Raw genomic sequence first — 16462 nt, 5'->3', positions numbered from 1 at the left:
CGTCAAAGGTCCAGAATGGTTTGGCATAGTTCGATGCATCGAGACGAAAGGCTTTCCGATGACTGAAGACAACACGAACGGGTTCGAGCGGAACATCCCACCCCATCCCCAGACGCCGCCATCCCATGGTTGGCAGGATTCCTCACGTCCGGACGATGGGCGCAACGGCTCGGCAGCTTACGACGACGGTTCGTACTCCAGCGGCGGATTCTACGGATCGGCGCTCCCCCCGGCGGCTCTCCCTCCGAAGCGGGACAAGAAACGCGTGGGTACGGCGACCCTGGTCAGCGGAATGCTGGTCGCTGGTCTGCTGGGCGGCACCGTGGTGGCTGGGGTCGACCGTTTACTGGGAGATCAAGGCGGCGTGCCGGCGTCGACGAACCAGCCTCAGTCGGTGGTGGTCAATGACACAGAGACGGTCAACGAGGTCACCGGCGCAGCGGTGAAGGCTTCTCCCAGTGTCGTCACCATCGCCGTGAGTGGCGCCGGCTCCGGCGGTTCGGGGTCCGGCATTGTTCTCGATAAGGAAGGGCACATCCTCACGAACACCCACGTTGTTACCCTTGGTGGCCAGGTGAGCGACGCCGCAGTGGAAATCCGTACCAGTGACGGCAGGGTGTTCCCCGCCGAGATTGTTGGCACCGACCCGCTGTCGGATCTCGCAGTGATCAAGGTCGACGCGCCCGACCTGCAGCCAGCCACGCTCGCCGACTCCGATGCGCTGAACGTCGGCGACGTGGCCATCGCCATCGGTGCGCCGCTGGGCCTCAGCGGCACAGTGACCGACGGCATCATCTCCACCCTGAACCGGACGATTAGCGTTGCGTCGTCGGCAGTCCCCGAGGAACTCTCCGATGCCCCGGCCGAAGAAGAGGGTGACGGCTTCAACTTCCTTCCCCCGGAGGGCACTGAAACACCGCCGACCCAGCCGCAGGGCTCCATCTACCTGAACGTGATCCAGACCGACGCCGCCATTAACCAAGGCAACTCGGGCGGTGCGCTGGTCGACGCCGACGGCAGCATCATTGGCGTCAACGTTGCGATCGCCTCGGCGGGATCAGCCGAAAGCACAGGCAACATTGGTGTTGGCTTCTCCATCCCGATCAACTACGCGGAGCGGGTTGCCCAGGAAATTATCGCCGATGGCAGCGCCTCGCATGGATTCCTGGGTGTATCGGTCTCGCCGTCCGCCTCCGAAAACACCGATGGTGAAACCTCCTTCTCCGTTGGCGCCGAGGTGGCCGAGGTGACTGAAGGGTCGCCGGCCGCGATTGCCGGGCTTCAGCAGGGCGACATCATCACCAGCGTCGCAGGCCAGCCGATCAGCGACCCGCGCGGCCTGACTGCTGCTGTGCGGATGCAGGCCGAGGGAGAAACCGTCCCGGTCGAATTCCAGCGCGATGGCGAGCCTCAGACGGTTGACGTGACGGTGGAGCAGGCCGAGGGCTAACCGGCGATACCAGCGAAGTCGAGCAGGGCGGTCATCCCGAGGGGAGGCCGCCCTGCTCCGTATCGGGCCGCCGCCGTCGGGCCGCCGCCGATATGGTTAGCTAGGGCTAGGGCAGATCCGAAGACGAGGAAGGCAGTAATGGACGACGCATCGCACGCAGGCCTGGACATAGTGGTCCTGGTGAAGCATGTGCCAGACGCGCAGTTTGACCGGCACATCAGTGGTCAGGACCGGACCACCGACCGAAAGGAGAGCATTCTCTCCGAATTGGACGAGTATGCTCTCGAGGCAGCACTGCAACTGGTTGAAGCGCACGGCGGCGATGCCGCGGGACACCGGATCACCGCAGTGACGATGGGCCCGTCCGGCGCGGTCAGCGCGGTCAAGAAAGCCCTCCAGATCGGGGCGCATGCGGGCGTGCACCTCTGCGACGATGCCCTCGCGGGATCCGATGCCGCGGGAACTTCCCGGGCGCTCGCTGCCGTCGTCGCCCATCTCGGCACAGTCGACCTGGTCATCACCGGGATGGCATCCACCGATGGTGAAACCTCCCTGGTGCCCGCTCAGCTGGCGGAACGCCTCGACCTGCCCCAGGTCACGTTCGCCTCATCGCTCGACCTGCAGCGGGCGGCGGGCACCTGGTCACTGACCGCACGTCGGGACGGGGACGTTTACTCGGAAACCGTTGAGGCCGCCCTGCCAGCCGTGGTGTCGGTTACTGATCAGATCAACGAGCCGCGGTACCCCAATTTCAAGGGAATCATGGCCGCCAAGAAGAAGCCCCTGACCACCCTGTCCCTCCAGGACGTGGGAGTGGACCCGGGCGACGTCGGGTTGGCTGGCGCCTGGACGTCCGTTCACGCCGCAGACCCGCGTCCTCCCCGCAGCCAGGGAACCATCATCAGCGACGACGGCGACGCCGGAATCCAGCTGGTTGATTTCCTGGCAGCGCAGAAGCTGCTCTAGGCAAGCACCCTCATGTCGTACTCGACTACCGCGAAGGGGCCAGCGTAATGGCTACAGTTCTTGTTTTGATTGATCACCCGGGTGAAGCCCTGCATAAGAGTCACCGGGAACTGCTGACGATCGCCAAAACCATTGGCGAGGCTGTTGTGGCGTTTGTTGGTGACCTGCCGGACGCCGTGGCACAAGAGTTGGGCGCCCGGGGAGTCCGCACCGTCTATCGGCCCGCGGCTCCTGACATCGGGGAGTTTCTGGTGGCCGGCAAGGTCGCTTTCCTTACCGCAGCGGTGCAGGCTGCGGAGCCGGTCGCCGTGTTGCTGGGGAACAGCGTCGAAGCCAAGGAGATCGCCGCCCGCGTCGGTATCCGGCTCTCGTCGGGGGTCATCACCGACGCCGTCTCCGTGGGTGAGGATCTGACTGTGACGAAATCGGTGTTGGCCGGGTCCTACGCGATCGAAGCGAAGGTGACCACCGGGACCCCGCTCATCACGGTGAAGGCAAACATCGTTGAGGCCAACATTGTTGAGGTCCCACCGGCGGGGGAGGGCGACGTCCCCGCCGTCGTCATGGTGGAATCCGTGACACCCGCCCACACGGCGCGGATCACTGGGCGGACGGCAAAGCCGGCCAGTGGACGGCCCGAGCTTACCGAGGCGAGAGTGATCGTGGCCGGCGGGCGGGGGGTCGACGGCGATTTCGGACCGGTCGAGGACCTGGCCGATGCGCTGGGCGGTGCTGTCGGAGCCTCCCGTGCGGCGACCGACGCAGGGTGGATTGAACACTCGGCGCAGGTGGGTCAGACCGGGAAGACCGTCTCGCCGCAGCTCTACATCTCGGCGGGAATCTCGGGAGCAATCCAGCAGAAGGCTGGCATGCAGACCGCCAAGGTCATTATTGCCATCAATAAGGACGCCGACTCGCCGGTGTTCGAGATCGCCGATTTCGGGATCGTGGGTGATCTGTTCAAGGTGCTGCCCCAGGCGACGGCCGAGATCATCAAGCGAAGGTCATAACCGACGTGCCGATCAGCTTTGGCCCGGACAACCACCGGATCACCCGTGTCCTGTGTTTCGCGGCCCACCCTGACGACATTGACTTCGGTGCCGCCGGTACGGTGGCGCAATGGACGGCGGCAGGAGTCCGGGTGGACTACTGCATTATGACCGACGGCGACGCGGGCGGGTTCGACCCCGTGCAACGCGACACGATGGTGGAGCTGCGCCGAAGTGAGCAGCGGAGTGCCGCCCGGCACGTGGGGGTAGGGGACGTCCACTATCTCGGTGAGCGTGACGGGTTCCTTGCCGTATCCGCTGACCTGGTCAAGCGGGTGGTGGAGGTGATTCGGCGGGCCCGCCCCGACGTGGTGATGTCCTTGCATCCCGAACGCAACTGGGACAGGATCCAGAAGAGCCATCCGGACCACCTCGCCTGCGGCGAGGCGGTAACCCGCGCTGTGTATCCTGCGGCGGAAAACCCTTTCGCTTTCCCCGAGCTGGAGGCGGCCGGGCTGGCCAGTCACAAAGTGGCGTGGCTTTGGCTCTACGCCGGTCCCACCCACCTCGAGAACCACTTCGTGGACATGACAGACACTGTCGACGACAAGCTCCGCGCCCTGCATTTCCACAGCAGTCAACATCCTGACGTTGACCGGATGGATGAGGTGGTGCGTCAGTTGTTGCAGGAGAACGCTGCACGGGGCGGGCTCCCGGCGGGACGCAGCGCTGAGGTTTTCCAGGTGGTACCGGTCAATTCCGACCAGACCATCGCCGGGTTCTAAGCCAGGCCGCCATCAGGCTTCGAAGGGGATCTCGGCAACAAGCGGAAGGGTAGGCCGTTCGGATCCGCCATCTGGCTCAACGGTGATGGCGAACCCCATCGCCGAGCCGAGACCCTCAACCGTGGTGACCAGGGAGTCCTCGACGTCGTCGCCAGTCATGGTATTGACGGATACCGGGCTGGAACCGTCGGTGGGAACCCGCCACATTTGGTAGACCTTCCCTGCTGGTGGAGCTGGCACCTCATTGAGTGTGATCACTGCGGCGTCCTCGTCCCGCGACAGTTTCAGCTCGGCGGTGCCGCCTGCGGGGATGGTGAAGGTGGTCGACTGAAGGTCCTGTGCCCGCAATACTTCCTGCTCCACAGAGGTGGGCTGAAGGTTCTGTGCCACACTCACACCGCCCACGGTGATCACCACCGCGGCCGCAGCCGCGACCAGCCAGCGCCCCACGGGCGTGGTCCGGCGCCGTTTGTCGCGTCGTTCGGCCAGTTCATTCGTGGCAGCGGGTTCACTGCTGTTGACGTGTGCGGCGGCGTGGGTACCCGGAGCTAGCAGTTCAACCGGTAACTGGGCCAGAATACGATCGAGGAGGGCTGGAGGCGGCGCGATGCCATCGATCACGTAGGCGCGTGCCAGAGTCTCCTGGGCGCCGCGGACTCGTTCGTCAAAGGCTTCCTGCTGTGCCGGGCTGGCACCGGAGATGTAGTTCTCGATCGAGGTCTGCTCCGTGTCGCTCAACGCATTCAGGGCGTACATTTCGGCCCACTCAATTGCCCGGCCATCAGCCAGATCCTGCTCAAAATCATTGGCTGAGTCATTAAACGTGTGGTCCTGCATCTAGTTCACCCCCAAACAGGTTTTGAGTCGGAGTAATCCATCGCGGATCCTCGATTTGATGGTTGGTATTGCGACGTCGAGCTTCTCGGCAACCTCGCGGTATGTCAGGCCGCCGTAGTAGGCGAGCTTCACCGATTCCTGCTGGGTTTCGGTGAGCGTGTCAAGGCACTTGACGACCGTCTCCGCCTCGAGTCGCTGGGTGACCGTGTCGACGACGTCGTCGTGATCGATGTCCTGCATGGCGGCACCGTAGCGCGCCTCACGGTCTGTCGAGCTCTGCTCCGACCGGACCTTGTCGACGGCCCGCCGGTGGGTCAGCGTCATCAGCCAGGCCATCGGCGACCCCATGTCGGGGCGGAAGCGGTCGGCGAGGTTCCACACCTGAAGGTAAACCTCCTGGGTGGTGTCCTCGCTGAGTTCGGGATCGATCAGGACCCGCCGCGCCAGTCCGTACACCCGTCGGGACGTCTGTGCGTAAAACGCGGCAAACGCTTCCTGATCTTTTGCGGCTACTCGGAGCAGGAGATCAGTCAGTGTTGCAGCGGCATCGGGTTCAACGGCGAATCCTCTCGCTGCTGAACCGGCTGGGGTAGCTCTGCTGGCTCGTGGCGTTTCCATATACTCCAAGCATAAAGCGCCCCGCCTGCGAATCGGTGCATGCGACCGCCCGGCGCGGATCAACTGGTCAGTGCCTCCCATATGCCTTGTCATCCCTATCACCGTCCTGATTTGTGTTCCGAGGACAGGGCCTTCACCGACCGGGTGGCTGACTTAGCGACGCGGACAGATCATGTTTTGCTGTCACTAATCATTCGGAGCAGGCTTCGCTTGGGATGGGAGCGGAAGCAAAATGTTCCCGCTGCGCGGCTAGTCGGCGGTCTCCGCGACAGCGACCAGGGAGCCTCCATCGAGGACAAACCCGTCGCCAATCCGGTCGATGAACCGGCACCGGATCCGTTCGACGGTTGCGGGGTCTGCTGGCAGGAGGTGGCGGAACACTGTGCCGTGAACCACCGACCATGCGGTTTCGCCGTCCAGGGGCACCTCAAGGGGAATGGTATCGACTCCAGCGGTGCTGAACCCGGTGCCCAGCAACCAATCGCCGAGGTTGTCAGCGGACGCCAGCCGGCTGATGTTGGCCATCTCCCGCTCGAACCGGGAGGCGCCCCGGCCGGGCGCCTCGGCGGAACATGCTTCCTCAAGCAGTTGCCGGAAGCCGGCGTGGGCACCGGCATCCCAGGTGCTGAGGGCGATCCGCCCGCCGGGCCGCAATTGCCGGGCCAGACCCGCTGTGCCCGCAGCCAGGTCAGCGAAATGGGTCAGTCCGTAGCAGCACAGCACCACGTCGTAGGGGGCGTCGGCGGTCCACCCGGTCACCTCCGCCGTGTTGAACCGAATGGTGGTCAGCGACATGGCATCGGCTTTTGCCCGCGCCAGGTCTAGCAGTACCGCGGACGGGTCAAGGGCGTCGACCACTCCATCGGGCCCCACCGATTGGGCGGCGGGGATGGTACTGGCACCGCTGCCGCAGTACACGTCGAGGACACGGTCGCCCAGCGCAATGTCGGCCGCCGCGGCGACGGCGTTCCCCATCGGATTCCACAACGCGGGAGCCAGACGTTCGAAGTCCGCGGCGCCGGGGGCGAACACTTCTTCGGCGGGGCGTGATGGCATGGAGGCTCCTTGTGCGGGTGACATTAGCGGGCGGTGCCCTCGAAGCTGTGCTGCCGCCAGGCTTCGTACAGCACAATCGACGCAGCATTGGCGAGATTCAGTGAGCGCCGGGAAGGGAGCATGGGCAACCGGACCCGTGCGGTGACGTGTGGGTCCTGTTTTACCGTCAGGGGGAGGCCCACCGATTCAGGCCCGAACAGCAGGACATCGGTGGGCCGGTAGCTAATGTCGGCGTAGGATTCCTCGCCGTCCGAGGTGAACGCAAACACCCGCGCAGGGGCGAGAGCAGCCCAGGCGCTCGATAGGTCCTGATGGACCCGTAGCACCGCCAGATCGTGGTAGTCGAGCCCGGCGCGGCGGAGCTTCGCGTCGTCGAAGCTGAACCCGAGCGGTTCCACCAGATGCAGCTCGGCCCCGGTGACCGCAGCCAGCCGGATAGCGTTGCCGGTATTGCCGGGGATCTCGGGGGTATAGAAGAGGATGCGGAACACGTGTCAATCCTAACGCCCGGCGTACTGCAGTAACCGGTCCAATACCGGTAACTGCACCACGTACGGCTGCGGTCCGCCGGCGAGGAATTTTTTGAGCTCGCGAAGCAGGGTGCCGGGGTTCGCCACATGAACGCTGGTCAACGCGGACTTATCCAGTGACGGCGGGTAGTCGACGATTGGTTCAAATGGATTGCCATCCCCGCCGTGTAACGCGAGCCAGCCCTGGACGTTGCATTCGGGGAAGAGGTCCTGGACCCGCCGGACCGATTCGATGATGCGCACGTCACCGGCGATCCTGCCGTTGTGACGCAGTGCACTGCCATCCCAACGGTAGTTCCCCGGTGGGGCCTGAAGGGAATCGATCACCGCCAAACGGTATCCCGCCAGCACCGCATGGCCGGCCTCGGTCCCAGCGTCGTCGCCGAACCGCAGACCATTGACGAGCCGGGCCGCCGGGAAGCCTGCCAGGAAGCGGTGTTCGAGCAGCGCCGCGGTGCGACGCTCGCCGTTGTACCGTGAACCACTGCCGGGGCCAAGTCGTGCGAAGAACCCGGGTTGCCGGGCTGTGCCGTGGATCTGGCTGCCAGCCAGGGTCAGGGGAATCACCGGTGGGCTTTGCGGGGAAAACGGCGGCTGATAGACCGGCTGCCGTGCAAAGGCGTCGCTATCAGCTGCCCGGTCGGGGGTGGCTGCCGAGCGGGAGGGGGCGCGGGAGGCTTCCGGTACACGCTGTGCGGCGCTTCCGCCGAGGCCCTGGTCATAGCGGCGACGACGTTCGGGGTCGGCCAGGGTCTCGTAGGCTACTGCCACGTCATGGAATAATTCTGCGCTTCCGCCTGCATCGGGGTGGGTTGACCGAGCAGCTCGGCGATAGGCGTCCTTCACCTGTTTGGCCGTCGCCCCCGGCGATAACCCCAGGACGGCGTAGTGGGTCCGGTCGGACAGGTTCGCCATGGGGGCCTTTCAGTGTCGGCGGGCAAGCGTGCTGATGAATGGTGGTGCGGCGGGCAGGCCGAGGCCCGTCAGGGCAAGACTGTAGACGGTTTTCCGGCCACCGACCAAATGACCGCTGTACCTTCAACGGCGGGGAAGGCCAATGCGTTCGGTAGCATCTTCACCATGATGATCAGTGGCGAGGATTGGTACGGCAAAGTACTCCACCGGGAGAACTACGCGGGGTCGCAGTTCACCGACTGCGACTTCACCGAACTCCAGACCACCGGGTCCACCTTCAGCAAATGTGTGTTCAGGAATGTGAAGTTCAATGTATCCACCCACACTGATGGAGCGTTCGACGGCTGCCGGTTTGAGTCCTGCAGTTTTTTCGATTCAACGTTCATCGGGTGCCGGCTGACCGGCAGTACCTTCGTAAACTCGACCCTGGTGCCGTTGAAGGTCAGCGCCGGCAACTGGTCCTATGTGTCGTTCGTGCGCGCCGACCTGACCTCCGCGGACTTTTCGGAGGTGGTGCTGACCGAAACCGACTTCACCGGCGCCAATCTCACCAAAGCCTCACTGCGGAACTGCCGGCTCTCCAACGTCGAGTGGGGTGGCTCCCGGCTCCGCGATGCCGACCTGCGCGGCAGCGAACTGGGGGAGCTTTCGATGGACAACCTGCAGTTGCGTGGCGCGGTGATCGACGTCGCGCAGGCCATGAGCATTGCCGAGGCACTGGGCGCCGTGATCCGGTGAAACTGGCGGTCGCGATCAACCCCGCGGCGGGGGCCTGATCCGCGCAGCAGGCGGGAACCATCGCGGTGGCGGAGCTCCGCGCCCGCGGCCACGACGTCGTCGTCGTGATCGGATCGTCCTATCAGCAGCTTCTCAAGCTGGCCTGATCGGCGGTGTCCAGCGGCGGGGTGGACGCCCTGATTGTGGTGGGCGGTGATGGGATGGTCCGGCTGGGCGCGACCGTGCTGGCGGGTGCTGTGGTGCCGCTCGGGATTGTGGCCACCGGCACCGGAAACGACGTCGCCCGGATGCTCAGGTTGCCGCTGCAGGATCCGCTGGCCGCAGCCAGCATCATCGACAAGGCATTGCTTGCACCGCCGCAACGTATAGATCTCGGAAGAATCCGGAGTGACGCGGATCAGGGTGTAGCCCAGTGGTTCGCTGGCGCCTGTTCAGCAGGATTCGACGCCATAGTGAACGCCCGCGCCAAACGGCGGTGGAATGATGATTACCCCCGGCGTATCGTGCGACGACGGCGTGCTCGATCTGTTGGTTGTCTCCGCAGTCTCCCGCCTCAAGCTGGTTGCAATGCTGCCCAGGCTCTTCGCTGGCACCCACGTGTCCCACCCGGCGGTACGGATCGAGCAGGTCCGATCGGTCAGGGTAGAGGTAGCCGGGGTGATGGCCTTCGCTGGCGGCAAACCGGTGGGCGCGGCACCCTTGCAGATCGACGTCGTTCCCCACGCTCGGGGAGTACTCGCGCCGGCCCTCCTATCACCCGGGGTGGGAGCAGGGAAATGAAGTGTCGGGCCGAAGCCGCTAGAATTGGCTGATGCCCGTGTACCTGGACCACGCGGCGACCACGCCTCTCTCGGCGCCCGCGCTCGCCGCACTCACCGCTGAACTGAGCCGCAACGGCAACCCTTCGTCGCTGCACGGCTCCGGTCGTCGCGCCCGCAGGGTGGTCGAGGACTCAAGGGAGTCGCTCGCCGCTGCCGCCGGAGCGCACCCCTCCGAGGTGATCTTCACCTCCGGCGGCACCGAGGGGGACAACCTCGCCGTCAAGGGTCTGTACTGGGCCCGGCGCACCGAGGATCCGCGTCGACGGAGAATCCTGTGCTCCGCCATCGAGCACCCGGCGGTGCAGGACACCGTCGAATGGCTCGCCAAACATGAGGAAGCACTGGTCACCTGGCTCCCCGTCGATGCCGAGGGAATCCTCTCCCTTGACGCGTTGCAGGCCGAGCTCGACGACGACCCCGGCTCTATCGCGTTGATCACCGTGATGTGGGCCAACAACGAGATAGGGTCCGTTCAGCCCATCGAGGCGGTCACCACAGCAGCGGCCCGGCACGGCATCCCTGTGCACTCGGATGCAGTCCAGGCCTTCGGGTCCCTCCCGGTCTCGTTTGCCCGCTCGGGCCTCGCCACCATGGCGGTCAGCGGGCACAAGATCGGCGGGCCGGTGGGTGTCGGCGCACTCTTCGTCGGCAGGGCAGTGACGCTCACCCCCGTGCAGCATGGCGGCGGTCAGGAACGCGATGTCCGGTCGGGAACCCTCGACGCGGCAGGAATCGTTGCCTTCGCTGCCGCTGCGGCCGACGTCACCAGCACCCTCGCCGGGGAATCCGCACGCATCGCCGACCTGCGGGATCGCCTGATCGGCGTCGTCGAAGCAGCAGTGCCGGAGGCGGTCCTCCGAGGGCACCACACGCTCAGGCTCCCCGGGAACGCCCACTTTACCTTTCCCGGTTGCGAAGGGGATTCGCTGCTGTTTCTGCTGGACCTGGCGGGGGTTGAATGCTCCACCGGTTCCGCCTGCACGGCTGGGGTGCCGCGGCCGTCCCACGTTCTGCTCGCGATAGGTCTGACCGAAGCGGAGGCCAGGGGGGCCCAACGTTTCTCCCTCGGGCATACCTCGACCCCCGAGGACGTTGAAGCTCTCGGAGCAGCACTGCCTGAGGCCTACCACCGGGCGCTGCAGGCCGGGATGGCCGGACATGCCTCAAGCATCCAGACAGCTGGAACAGGTTTTCGATCGTGAAGGAACACTCATGAAGGTACTCGCAGCAATGAGCGGCGGGGTGGACTCCGCCGTCGCCGCAGCCCGCGCCGTCGAGGCGGGGCACGACGTCGTCGGCGTTCATCTCGCGCTGTCCCGCATGCCCGGGACGTTGCGCACCGGCAGCAGGGGCTGTTGTACCATCGAGGATTCGCGGGACGCCTGGCGTGCCTGCGATATTCTGGGTATCCCCTACTACGTGTGGGATTTCTCCGAGCGGTTCAAGGAGGACGTGGTGGACGATTTCATCGCCGAGTACGCCGCCGGCCGCACCCCCAACCCCTGCATGCGGTGCAACGAACGGATCAAGTTCGCCGCGCTGCTGGAGAAGGCCCTCGCGCTGGGCTTCGACGCCGTGTGCACCGGCCACTACGCGAAGGTCATTGAGGACGGTGACGGTAACCGTGAGCTGCATCGCGCAGCGGATTGGGCGAAGGACCAGTCCTACGTGCTCGGCGTCCTCACCCACGAACAGTTGAAGCACTCACTGTTCCCGCTGGCGGAGACCCCGTCAAAGGCGGAGGTCCGTGCCGAAGCGGAACGCCGGGGCCTGTCGGTGGCGAACAAGCCCGACAGCCATGACATCTGCTTCATTCCCGACGGCGACACCCGGGGCTGGCTGGCCGAGCGCATCGACATGACCGAGGGGGCGATTGTCGACACCGACGGTGAGCAGGTTGGAACGCATCCGGGCGCCAACGCCTTCACCGTGGGACAGCGTCGCGGCCTGAAGCTGGGCACCCCCGCCGACGACGGCAAGCCCCGCTTCGTCCTGGAGATCCGGCCGAAAGAGAACACAGTGGTCGTCGGGCCGGAACGGATGCTGGCGGTGGACCAACTCCGCGGCATCAAAGTGTCCTGGGCGGGGCTGCCGATCGACGCCGTCGTGAACGGCATGCAGTTCGACTGCATGGCGCAGGTACGCGCCCACGGTGATCCGGTGGACGCTGTGGCCTGGCTGGAGGACGACGGCGACGGGCAGGCGGAACTCGTGGTCCGGCTGACCGAACCGATGCGCGGCGTCGCACCAGGCCAGACGGTGGTGCTGTATCAGGGAACCCGGGTGCTCGGACAGGCGACCCTTGACTCGGCACGTTCACTGGAACGCCCTGAACTTCAGCCTGCCACCTAATTATGTCGACGCTGGATTAGTCGGCGGTCTGTACCTGATGTTTGACTGGGTGCATGACTGAATCGAGCAGCGGCTACAACCCGGCGGCGAGCTCGCTCGCTGGGCAGGTACAGCCCGAGGTGATGGCTGAACTGTTATCGGTGCGGAGCAGTATCGACAATATCGACGCGACACTCGTCTACCTTCTGGCGGAGCGATTCAAGGCGACGCAGCGGGTGGGAATACTGAAGGCTGAGCACCAGTTGCCGGCCGGTGACCCTGACCGTGAGTCAGCCCAGATCACCAGGCTGCGTGCGCTGGCCGAGGAAGCGAACCTTGACCCGGCCTTCGCCGAGAAGTTCCTCAACTTCATCATCTCCGAGGTGATCCGCCACCATCAGGCGCTCTCCGAGAACCGGCGGCCAACCGAGGACAGCAGTGGAGCCTAGCTCCGCACAGGTCACCGCAACGGCTCTCGGCGACTGGCCGGGAACCGACCCGCTGGAATCGGCGAGGGTGGTGCGCGGCGAACTCGGTGACCCTCACCTGCCCCATCTGGTGTCCCTGCCGCACCGCGGGGTGGGGAGCGACGCCGTGGGGCGCACCGCCGCCATCCTGGTGGAGCTGCCGGTGGATCTGCAGCCGCACGGCTGGCGTCTGGTCGACCGGGCAGGTAAGGACCACCGCAGGGCGGTGTCGGCGCTTTCGACTGACCTCAACGTCCTCGGGGACCTGATTGGCGCTGAATCCGGGCCATCCCCGGCGTTGAAGATTCACTTTCGGGGACCGCTGTCCCTCGCAGCAAACCTGCACCTGCACAGCGGGGAACGTGCGCTGCTCGATGTGGGCGCCCGCCGTGAGATCAGGGATTCCCTGGCGGCCGGGGCAGCCGACCTCATCACCAGGATCGGCTCGGTGGCGCCGGGCGCCCTGGTGCAGGTCCAGTTGGACGAGCCCGAGATTGCCGACATCCTGGCGGGTGGCGTACCCACCGCGAGTGGCTACCGGACCCTGCGTGCGGTGCCCGATCAGGAAACCGCCGACGCCTGGGATGCTGTAGCCAACGCCGTCCGCGGTGTCGGGGCGGGGACCGTCGCGGTGTCCTTTCCCGCCGACCGCGCACCCCTGGACGTGCTGGCTACCAGCACAGTGACCGCCGCTGCACTGCCGGTGGCGGGGCTGTCCATGGCGCAATGGGAACAGCTGGCCGCGCATCTTGAAGCGGGTGGCGAACTCTGGGCGGGAATTGTGCCGAGGCCGGCCGCCGTTCCCGGGGTGTCGGCCCTGGCCGGTGCCGTGCTGACGCCGTGGCGCATGCTGGGTCTGCCCCTGAGCCGGTTGGCTCAACTGCGGCTGACCCCCGACGCCGGACTGGACGGCGTCTCACCGACCGCTGCCGCTCACGTCCTGCGCCGCCTGACCCAGGCGGCCGACGCGCTGAACCAGGAGGTGGCTGGGGCCTAGCTGCGCCGCTCCCACCGGAGGGGTATAGCCCCGGGGGGTAGGACGCCGTCGAAGTCGACCAGATGGTAGTCAAACGCTCCGGCGTACACCAGCAGTGTGCCCAGTTGCCGGTGGATTACCTTGGTCTGGATCCGGAACCGGCCGGCGTCGTCATCCCACCACTGCTCCATGTAGGCCTGGGCGCCGACGATGTCAGGGACCGGCAGGCGCAGCGGGCCGGCGAAGACGCGGGTCCGGGTCGACACCATGCGCATTCGGCCCCCGGGGGTGACCGAGCAGGTGAGGTCCGTCAGTGTCATCCGGTGCGCCCCCACGTAGTCGAGGAGTTCCCCTTGCTCTTCCGAGGTGGTGTCCTCGAAAAGACGGTCAACTCCCGGAAAGTGCAGCACCCGGCGGGCGGTCAGCGACGACCGGCCGAATGGGTCGGTGTGCGGGTAATTGACAATGTGGAAGCGGATGTCCGTTCCGTACTCGGGGAAGAATGAGTTTTCTGCGGCGGCCAGCCTGAAGAACGGGCGGACAAACCAGGCAGGGCAGCCCGCCACCTCGAAGGTGCCGCTGCCCACGCCGGCCTGGCCTGCGCCAGCGTGCAGGCCGAAATAGTCCTGGAGTTCGGGTTGCAGCCGGTCGAAGTCGGCGCCCAGGGCGCGCTGGTAAATGGACTGCATGTTAGAGGTCCCACTTTCGTCGTTCACTGAGCCAGTCGATCAGGATTCGGGCGGTAAATCTTTGGTGGGTGCGCAGTAGGGGACTGGTGGCCAGCTCCGGTTGCGCTGCGCTGGTGATCATGTAGGCGGCGAGTGTTGCCAGCCAGGCATCGATGTGGTCGGGGGCGGCTCCAGCGCTCAGCGGCGACTCCGCCAGCCAGCGGTCGACGTCGATCCCCGCGTGGTGCGGATACACCAGCAGCGCCACCCAGTCTGCCCAGGCAGGGCCGGTTGACAGAAAGTTCCAGTCGCAGAAGAGGGCCCGTGCTGGTTTCCGGCCGGCGGCGCTAATGATGATGTTGTCGGCGCGGAGGTCGTTGTGCAGGACTGAGTCACCGGTGAGGGCTTCCCTGCCGTGCGAAGCCACCTCCTGTAGGTCTCCCAGCTGTGCCGTGGTGAGCCGGGGTAGGTAGGGGGGAGCCCCGCCGTTCCGGGCGAACTGCCCGAAGACATCGGTGGCTGGCCGGTCCCCGAAGAACTCGTCGACCATTGACCCGCCGGACAGGCCGGCAGGAAGGTGCCGCAGTGCCGATTGCACCACGAGCAGCGAGTGGTGGACCGCGCCAAGGTCAGCGGCTGTCCATGGCCGGCCCGGCATGTACCCGTTGACCGCTTTAAAACTCAGCAACTGCCAGTCGATTCCCTCAACGGTGAGCCGGTCTGCGGAGCGCAGCAGCGGGATTGGAAGACCGGTGGGGAGGTTCGTCAGGACCTCCGCCTCCCGCACATAGGCAGCGAAGATGTGGCTGTCGGTCGAGGGTGCGGCCTTCGCGAACAAGGTCCGGCCCGCGCCGGAGAGGACCGCTGCGAAACCGTTGGTGAATCCGCCGCCGGCCGCCGCGGCGGACTCCACCGAAGCGTCGAGCACCGACGCGAAGTGCTGGCAGACCGCCGTGGGCAGTGCCGTCCAGGGCAGGCGGCGCGCCGTCTGCGTGTAATCCACCAGTGTTACCGGCAGCATCAGAGTCGTCCCGCCGCTTTGAGCCGGATATACATGTCAGCAAGCAGCGGCGGGAGCTCATGCGGGGCTGCATCGACCACTTCGGCGCCGAGCTGGCGGAGCTGTGCTGTGACCGCCGCCCGGTCAAGCAGCGCCCGTTCGGCCGCCGCCGCCCGGTACACATCGGCCGCCGACCGGCGCTCGCCGCGCATCTCCTCCAGTCGCGGATCGCTGACCGAGGCTACCACCACCACATGCTGAGAGGTCAGCCCGGCAAGAACCGGCAGCAGGCCCTCCTCCACCGATCCGGAATCGAGCGACGTCAGCAACACGACCAGCGACCGGTGGGACGAGATGGAACGCACCTGGCCGGGCACCCGCGACCAGTCGGCTTCAATCAGTTCGGCGTCCAGCGGAGCCATGGCCCTGACAAGGGAATTGAGCAGGTTTCCCTTTGCCGCAGAGTCGACCCGGGCGCGGGGGCGACGGTCGAAGGCCAGGAAATCCACGCGATCGCCGCCGCGTTGCGCCAGGACGGCGAGCAGCAGGGCCGCTTCCATGCTGGTGTCCAGCCGGGGTTCGTCATCGATCCGGGCGGCCGAGGTACGTGAGGTGTCCATCACGATGACAACCCGCCGGTCACGTTCGGGACGCCAGGTGCGCACCACAGTGTCCCGGCGGCGGGCTGTGGCGCGCCAGTCGATGGAGCGCACGTCGTCGCCCCGGACATAGTCGCGGAGTGAGTCGAACTCGGTGCCAGCGCCGCGGATCTGCACAGCAGCCCGACCGTCGAGCTCGCGCAACCGGCGAAGTTTGGAAGGCAGGTGTCGCTTGGAATGGAACGGGGGGAGCACCCGGAGCAGGCCCGGCGCCGGGACGCTGAGCTGCCGTGCCGCAAGCCCGAGCGGGCCGAAACTGCGGAGCGTCACGTGCTCAACGCGCAGGTGCCCACGCCGCTCGGGGAGCAGCGTGATCACGAGCTGCCGGGATTCCCCCGCGGGAACCGAGACGTGCTGGACCGCGTCGATGGCGCCTGCCGACGGCTGCCACGCTTCGCGCACGTCGGCCCGCAGCCGGCGTCGTGAGTAGTTCCGGACCGTCAGGGTGCTGGTGCAGGTTTCGGTGAGCCGGACGCTGTCGGGCAGGGTCCGGCTCAAACCGGCCCTGCGCGGAGAAGCGGCAAGCGCGAGGTCCAGCCCGGCGGCGGCCACGAGGGCGGCAGCCCAGATCATAATTGAGACCGCGCCGGGATACAGCGCCACGGGCAGTGTTCCGAGCAACGCCGCAAGCACGAACCGTCCGGTGATGGTCATCC

The 16462-nt window shown here is 66.0% G+C and carries 18 protein-coding genes and 1 pseudogene; 11 read left to right on the top strand and 8 right to left on the bottom strand.

All coding sequences use genetic code 11. The annotated features are described in order from the left end of the window. Positions 1-58: 58 nt before the first annotated feature. The 4 genes from ACX80O_RS00770 (at position 59) to ACX80O_RS00755 (ending at position 4190) form a co-directional block, all read left to right on the top strand. Positions 59-1450, top strand: coding sequence for a S1C family serine protease (locus tag ACX80O_RS00770; RefSeq protein ID WP_459332181.1), 1392 nt, complete (start codon positions 59-61; stop codon positions 1448-1450). Positions 1451-1588: 138 nt separating this feature from the next. Next, positions 1589-2416 carry an electron transfer flavoprotein subunit beta/FixA family protein gene (locus ACX80O_RS00765; RefSeq protein ID WP_459332180.1) on the top strand — a complete coding sequence of 276 codons (828 nt, stop codon included), beginning with the start codon at positions 1589-1591 and terminating at the stop codon, positions 2414-2416. A 47-nt stretch (positions 2417-2463) separates the two neighbouring features. Then, complete coding sequence (locus ACX80O_RS00760) at positions 2464-3426, top strand: electron transfer flavoprotein subunit alpha/FixB family protein (RefSeq protein WP_459332179.1); 963 nt, start codon at positions 2464-2466, stop codon at positions 3424-3426. A 5-nt stretch (positions 3427-3431) separates the two neighbouring features. Continuing rightward, positions 3432-4190: a PIG-L deacetylase family protein gene (locus tag ACX80O_RS00755; protein ID WP_459332178.1), complete on the top strand. Its 759-nt coding sequence runs from the start codon at positions 3432-3434 to the stop codon at positions 4188-4190. Between the two features lie 12 nt (positions 4191-4202). On the opposite strand, the gene ACX80O_RS00750 is transcribed toward ACX80O_RS00755, so the two are convergent. The 5 genes from ACX80O_RS00750 to ACX80O_RS00730 all read right to left on the bottom strand — a co-directional run bounded on the left by ACX80O_RS00750 (position 4203) and on the right by ACX80O_RS00730 (position 8146). Next, positions 4203-5027, bottom strand: a complete 825-nt coding sequence (locus tag ACX80O_RS00750; protein WP_459332177.1) for an anti-sigma factor — start codon at positions 5025-5027, stop codon at positions 4203-4205. Further along, positions 5028-5645 carry an ECF RNA polymerase sigma factor SigK gene (locus ACX80O_RS00745; protein ID WP_459305510.1) on the bottom strand — a complete coding sequence of 206 codons (618 nt, stop codon included), beginning with the start codon at positions 5643-5645 and terminating at the stop codon, positions 5028-5030. 249 nt (positions 5646-5894) lie between these two features. Continuing rightward, positions 5895-6701 (bottom strand): class I SAM-dependent methyltransferase, encoded by an 807-nt coding sequence (locus ACX80O_RS00740; protein WP_459305511.1) that lies wholly within the window; start codon positions 6699-6701, stop codon positions 5895-5897. A gap of 23 nt (positions 6702-6724) precedes the next feature. After that, a complete protein-coding gene (locus ACX80O_RS00735) occupies positions 6725-7192 on the bottom strand; it encodes a tRNA (cytidine(34)-2'-O)-methyltransferase (RefSeq protein WP_459305513.1) in 468 nt (155 codons plus the stop codon). A 9-nt stretch (positions 7193-7201) separates the two neighbouring features. Continuing rightward, positions 7202-8146, bottom strand: coding sequence for a J domain-containing protein (locus ACX80O_RS00730; RefSeq protein ID WP_459305515.1), 945 nt, complete (start codon positions 8144-8146; stop codon positions 7202-7204). Between the two features lie 108 nt (positions 8147-8254). Between ACX80O_RS00730 and ACX80O_RS00725 the strand changes: the two genes are divergently transcribed. The 7 genes and pseudogenes from ACX80O_RS00725 to ACX80O_RS00695 all read left to right on the top strand — a co-directional run bounded on the left by ACX80O_RS00725 (position 8255) and on the right by ACX80O_RS00695 (position 13500). Next, positions 8255-8884 (top strand): pentapeptide repeat-containing protein, encoded by a 630-nt coding sequence (locus ACX80O_RS00725; RefSeq protein WP_459332176.1) that lies wholly within the window; start codon positions 8255-8257, stop codon positions 8882-8884. Positions 8885-9084: 200 nt separating this feature from the next. After that, a pseudogene (locus ACX80O_RS00720) lies at positions 9085-9168 on the top strand (hypothetical protein); the annotation flags it as partial. Between the two features lie 196 nt (positions 9169-9364). Next, complete coding sequence (locus ACX80O_RS00715) at positions 9365-9664, top strand: hypothetical protein (protein WP_459332175.1); 300 nt, start codon at positions 9365-9367, stop codon at positions 9662-9664. A gap of 31 nt (positions 9665-9695) precedes the next feature. Continuing rightward, complete coding sequence (locus tag ACX80O_RS00710) at positions 9696-10907, top strand: cysteine desulfurase family protein (RefSeq protein ID WP_459332174.1); 1212 nt, start codon at positions 9696-9698, stop codon at positions 10905-10907. A gap of 10 nt (positions 10908-10917) precedes the next feature. Next, positions 10918-12057 (top strand): tRNA 2-thiouridine(34) synthase MnmA, encoded by a 1140-nt coding sequence (mnmA, locus tag ACX80O_RS00705; RefSeq protein ID WP_459305520.1) that lies wholly within the window; start codon positions 10918-10920, stop codon positions 12055-12057. A 53-nt stretch (positions 12058-12110) separates the two neighbouring features. After that, positions 12111-12485: a chorismate mutase gene (locus ACX80O_RS00700; protein ID WP_459305522.1), complete on the top strand. Its 375-nt coding sequence runs from the start codon at positions 12111-12113 to the stop codon at positions 12483-12485. Continuing rightward, the gene (locus tag ACX80O_RS00695) at positions 12475-13500 is read left to right on the top strand and encodes a uroporphyrinogen decarboxylase/cobalamine-independent methonine synthase family protein (protein ID WP_459332173.1); all 1026 of its coding nucleotides are present in this window, start codon (positions 12475-12477) and stop codon (positions 13498-13500) included. Before ACX80O_RS00700 ends, ACX80O_RS00695 begins: the two co-directional genes overlap by 11 nt. Here the strand turns inward: ACX80O_RS00695 and ACX80O_RS00690 are convergent. The 3 genes from ACX80O_RS00690 to ACX80O_RS00680 are packed head-to-tail and all read right to left on the bottom strand — an operon-like array spanning position 13497 to position 16460. Beyond that, positions 13497-14168, bottom strand: a complete 672-nt coding sequence (locus ACX80O_RS00690) for a DUF4166 domain-containing protein (RefSeq protein WP_459332172.1) — start codon at positions 14166-14168, stop codon at positions 13497-13499. The genes ACX80O_RS00695 and ACX80O_RS00690 overlap by 4 nt on opposite strands. A 1-nt stretch (position 14169) precedes the next feature. Next, positions 14170-15168, bottom strand: a complete 999-nt coding sequence (locus tag ACX80O_RS00685) for a phosphotransferase (protein ID WP_459332171.1) — start codon at positions 15166-15168, stop codon at positions 14170-14172. Further along, positions 15168-16460, bottom strand: coding sequence for a DUF58 domain-containing protein (locus ACX80O_RS00680; protein WP_459332170.1), 1293 nt, complete (start codon positions 16458-16460; stop codon positions 15168-15170). Before ACX80O_RS00680 ends, ACX80O_RS00685 begins: the two co-directional genes overlap by 1 nt. Positions 16461-16462: the final 2 nt, after the last annotated feature.

Source organism: Arthrobacter glycogeni (assembly GCF_054511155.1).
The sequence above is the reverse complement of the archived record's forward strand: the minus strand, read 5'-3'. Positions and strand labels throughout refer to the sequence as shown.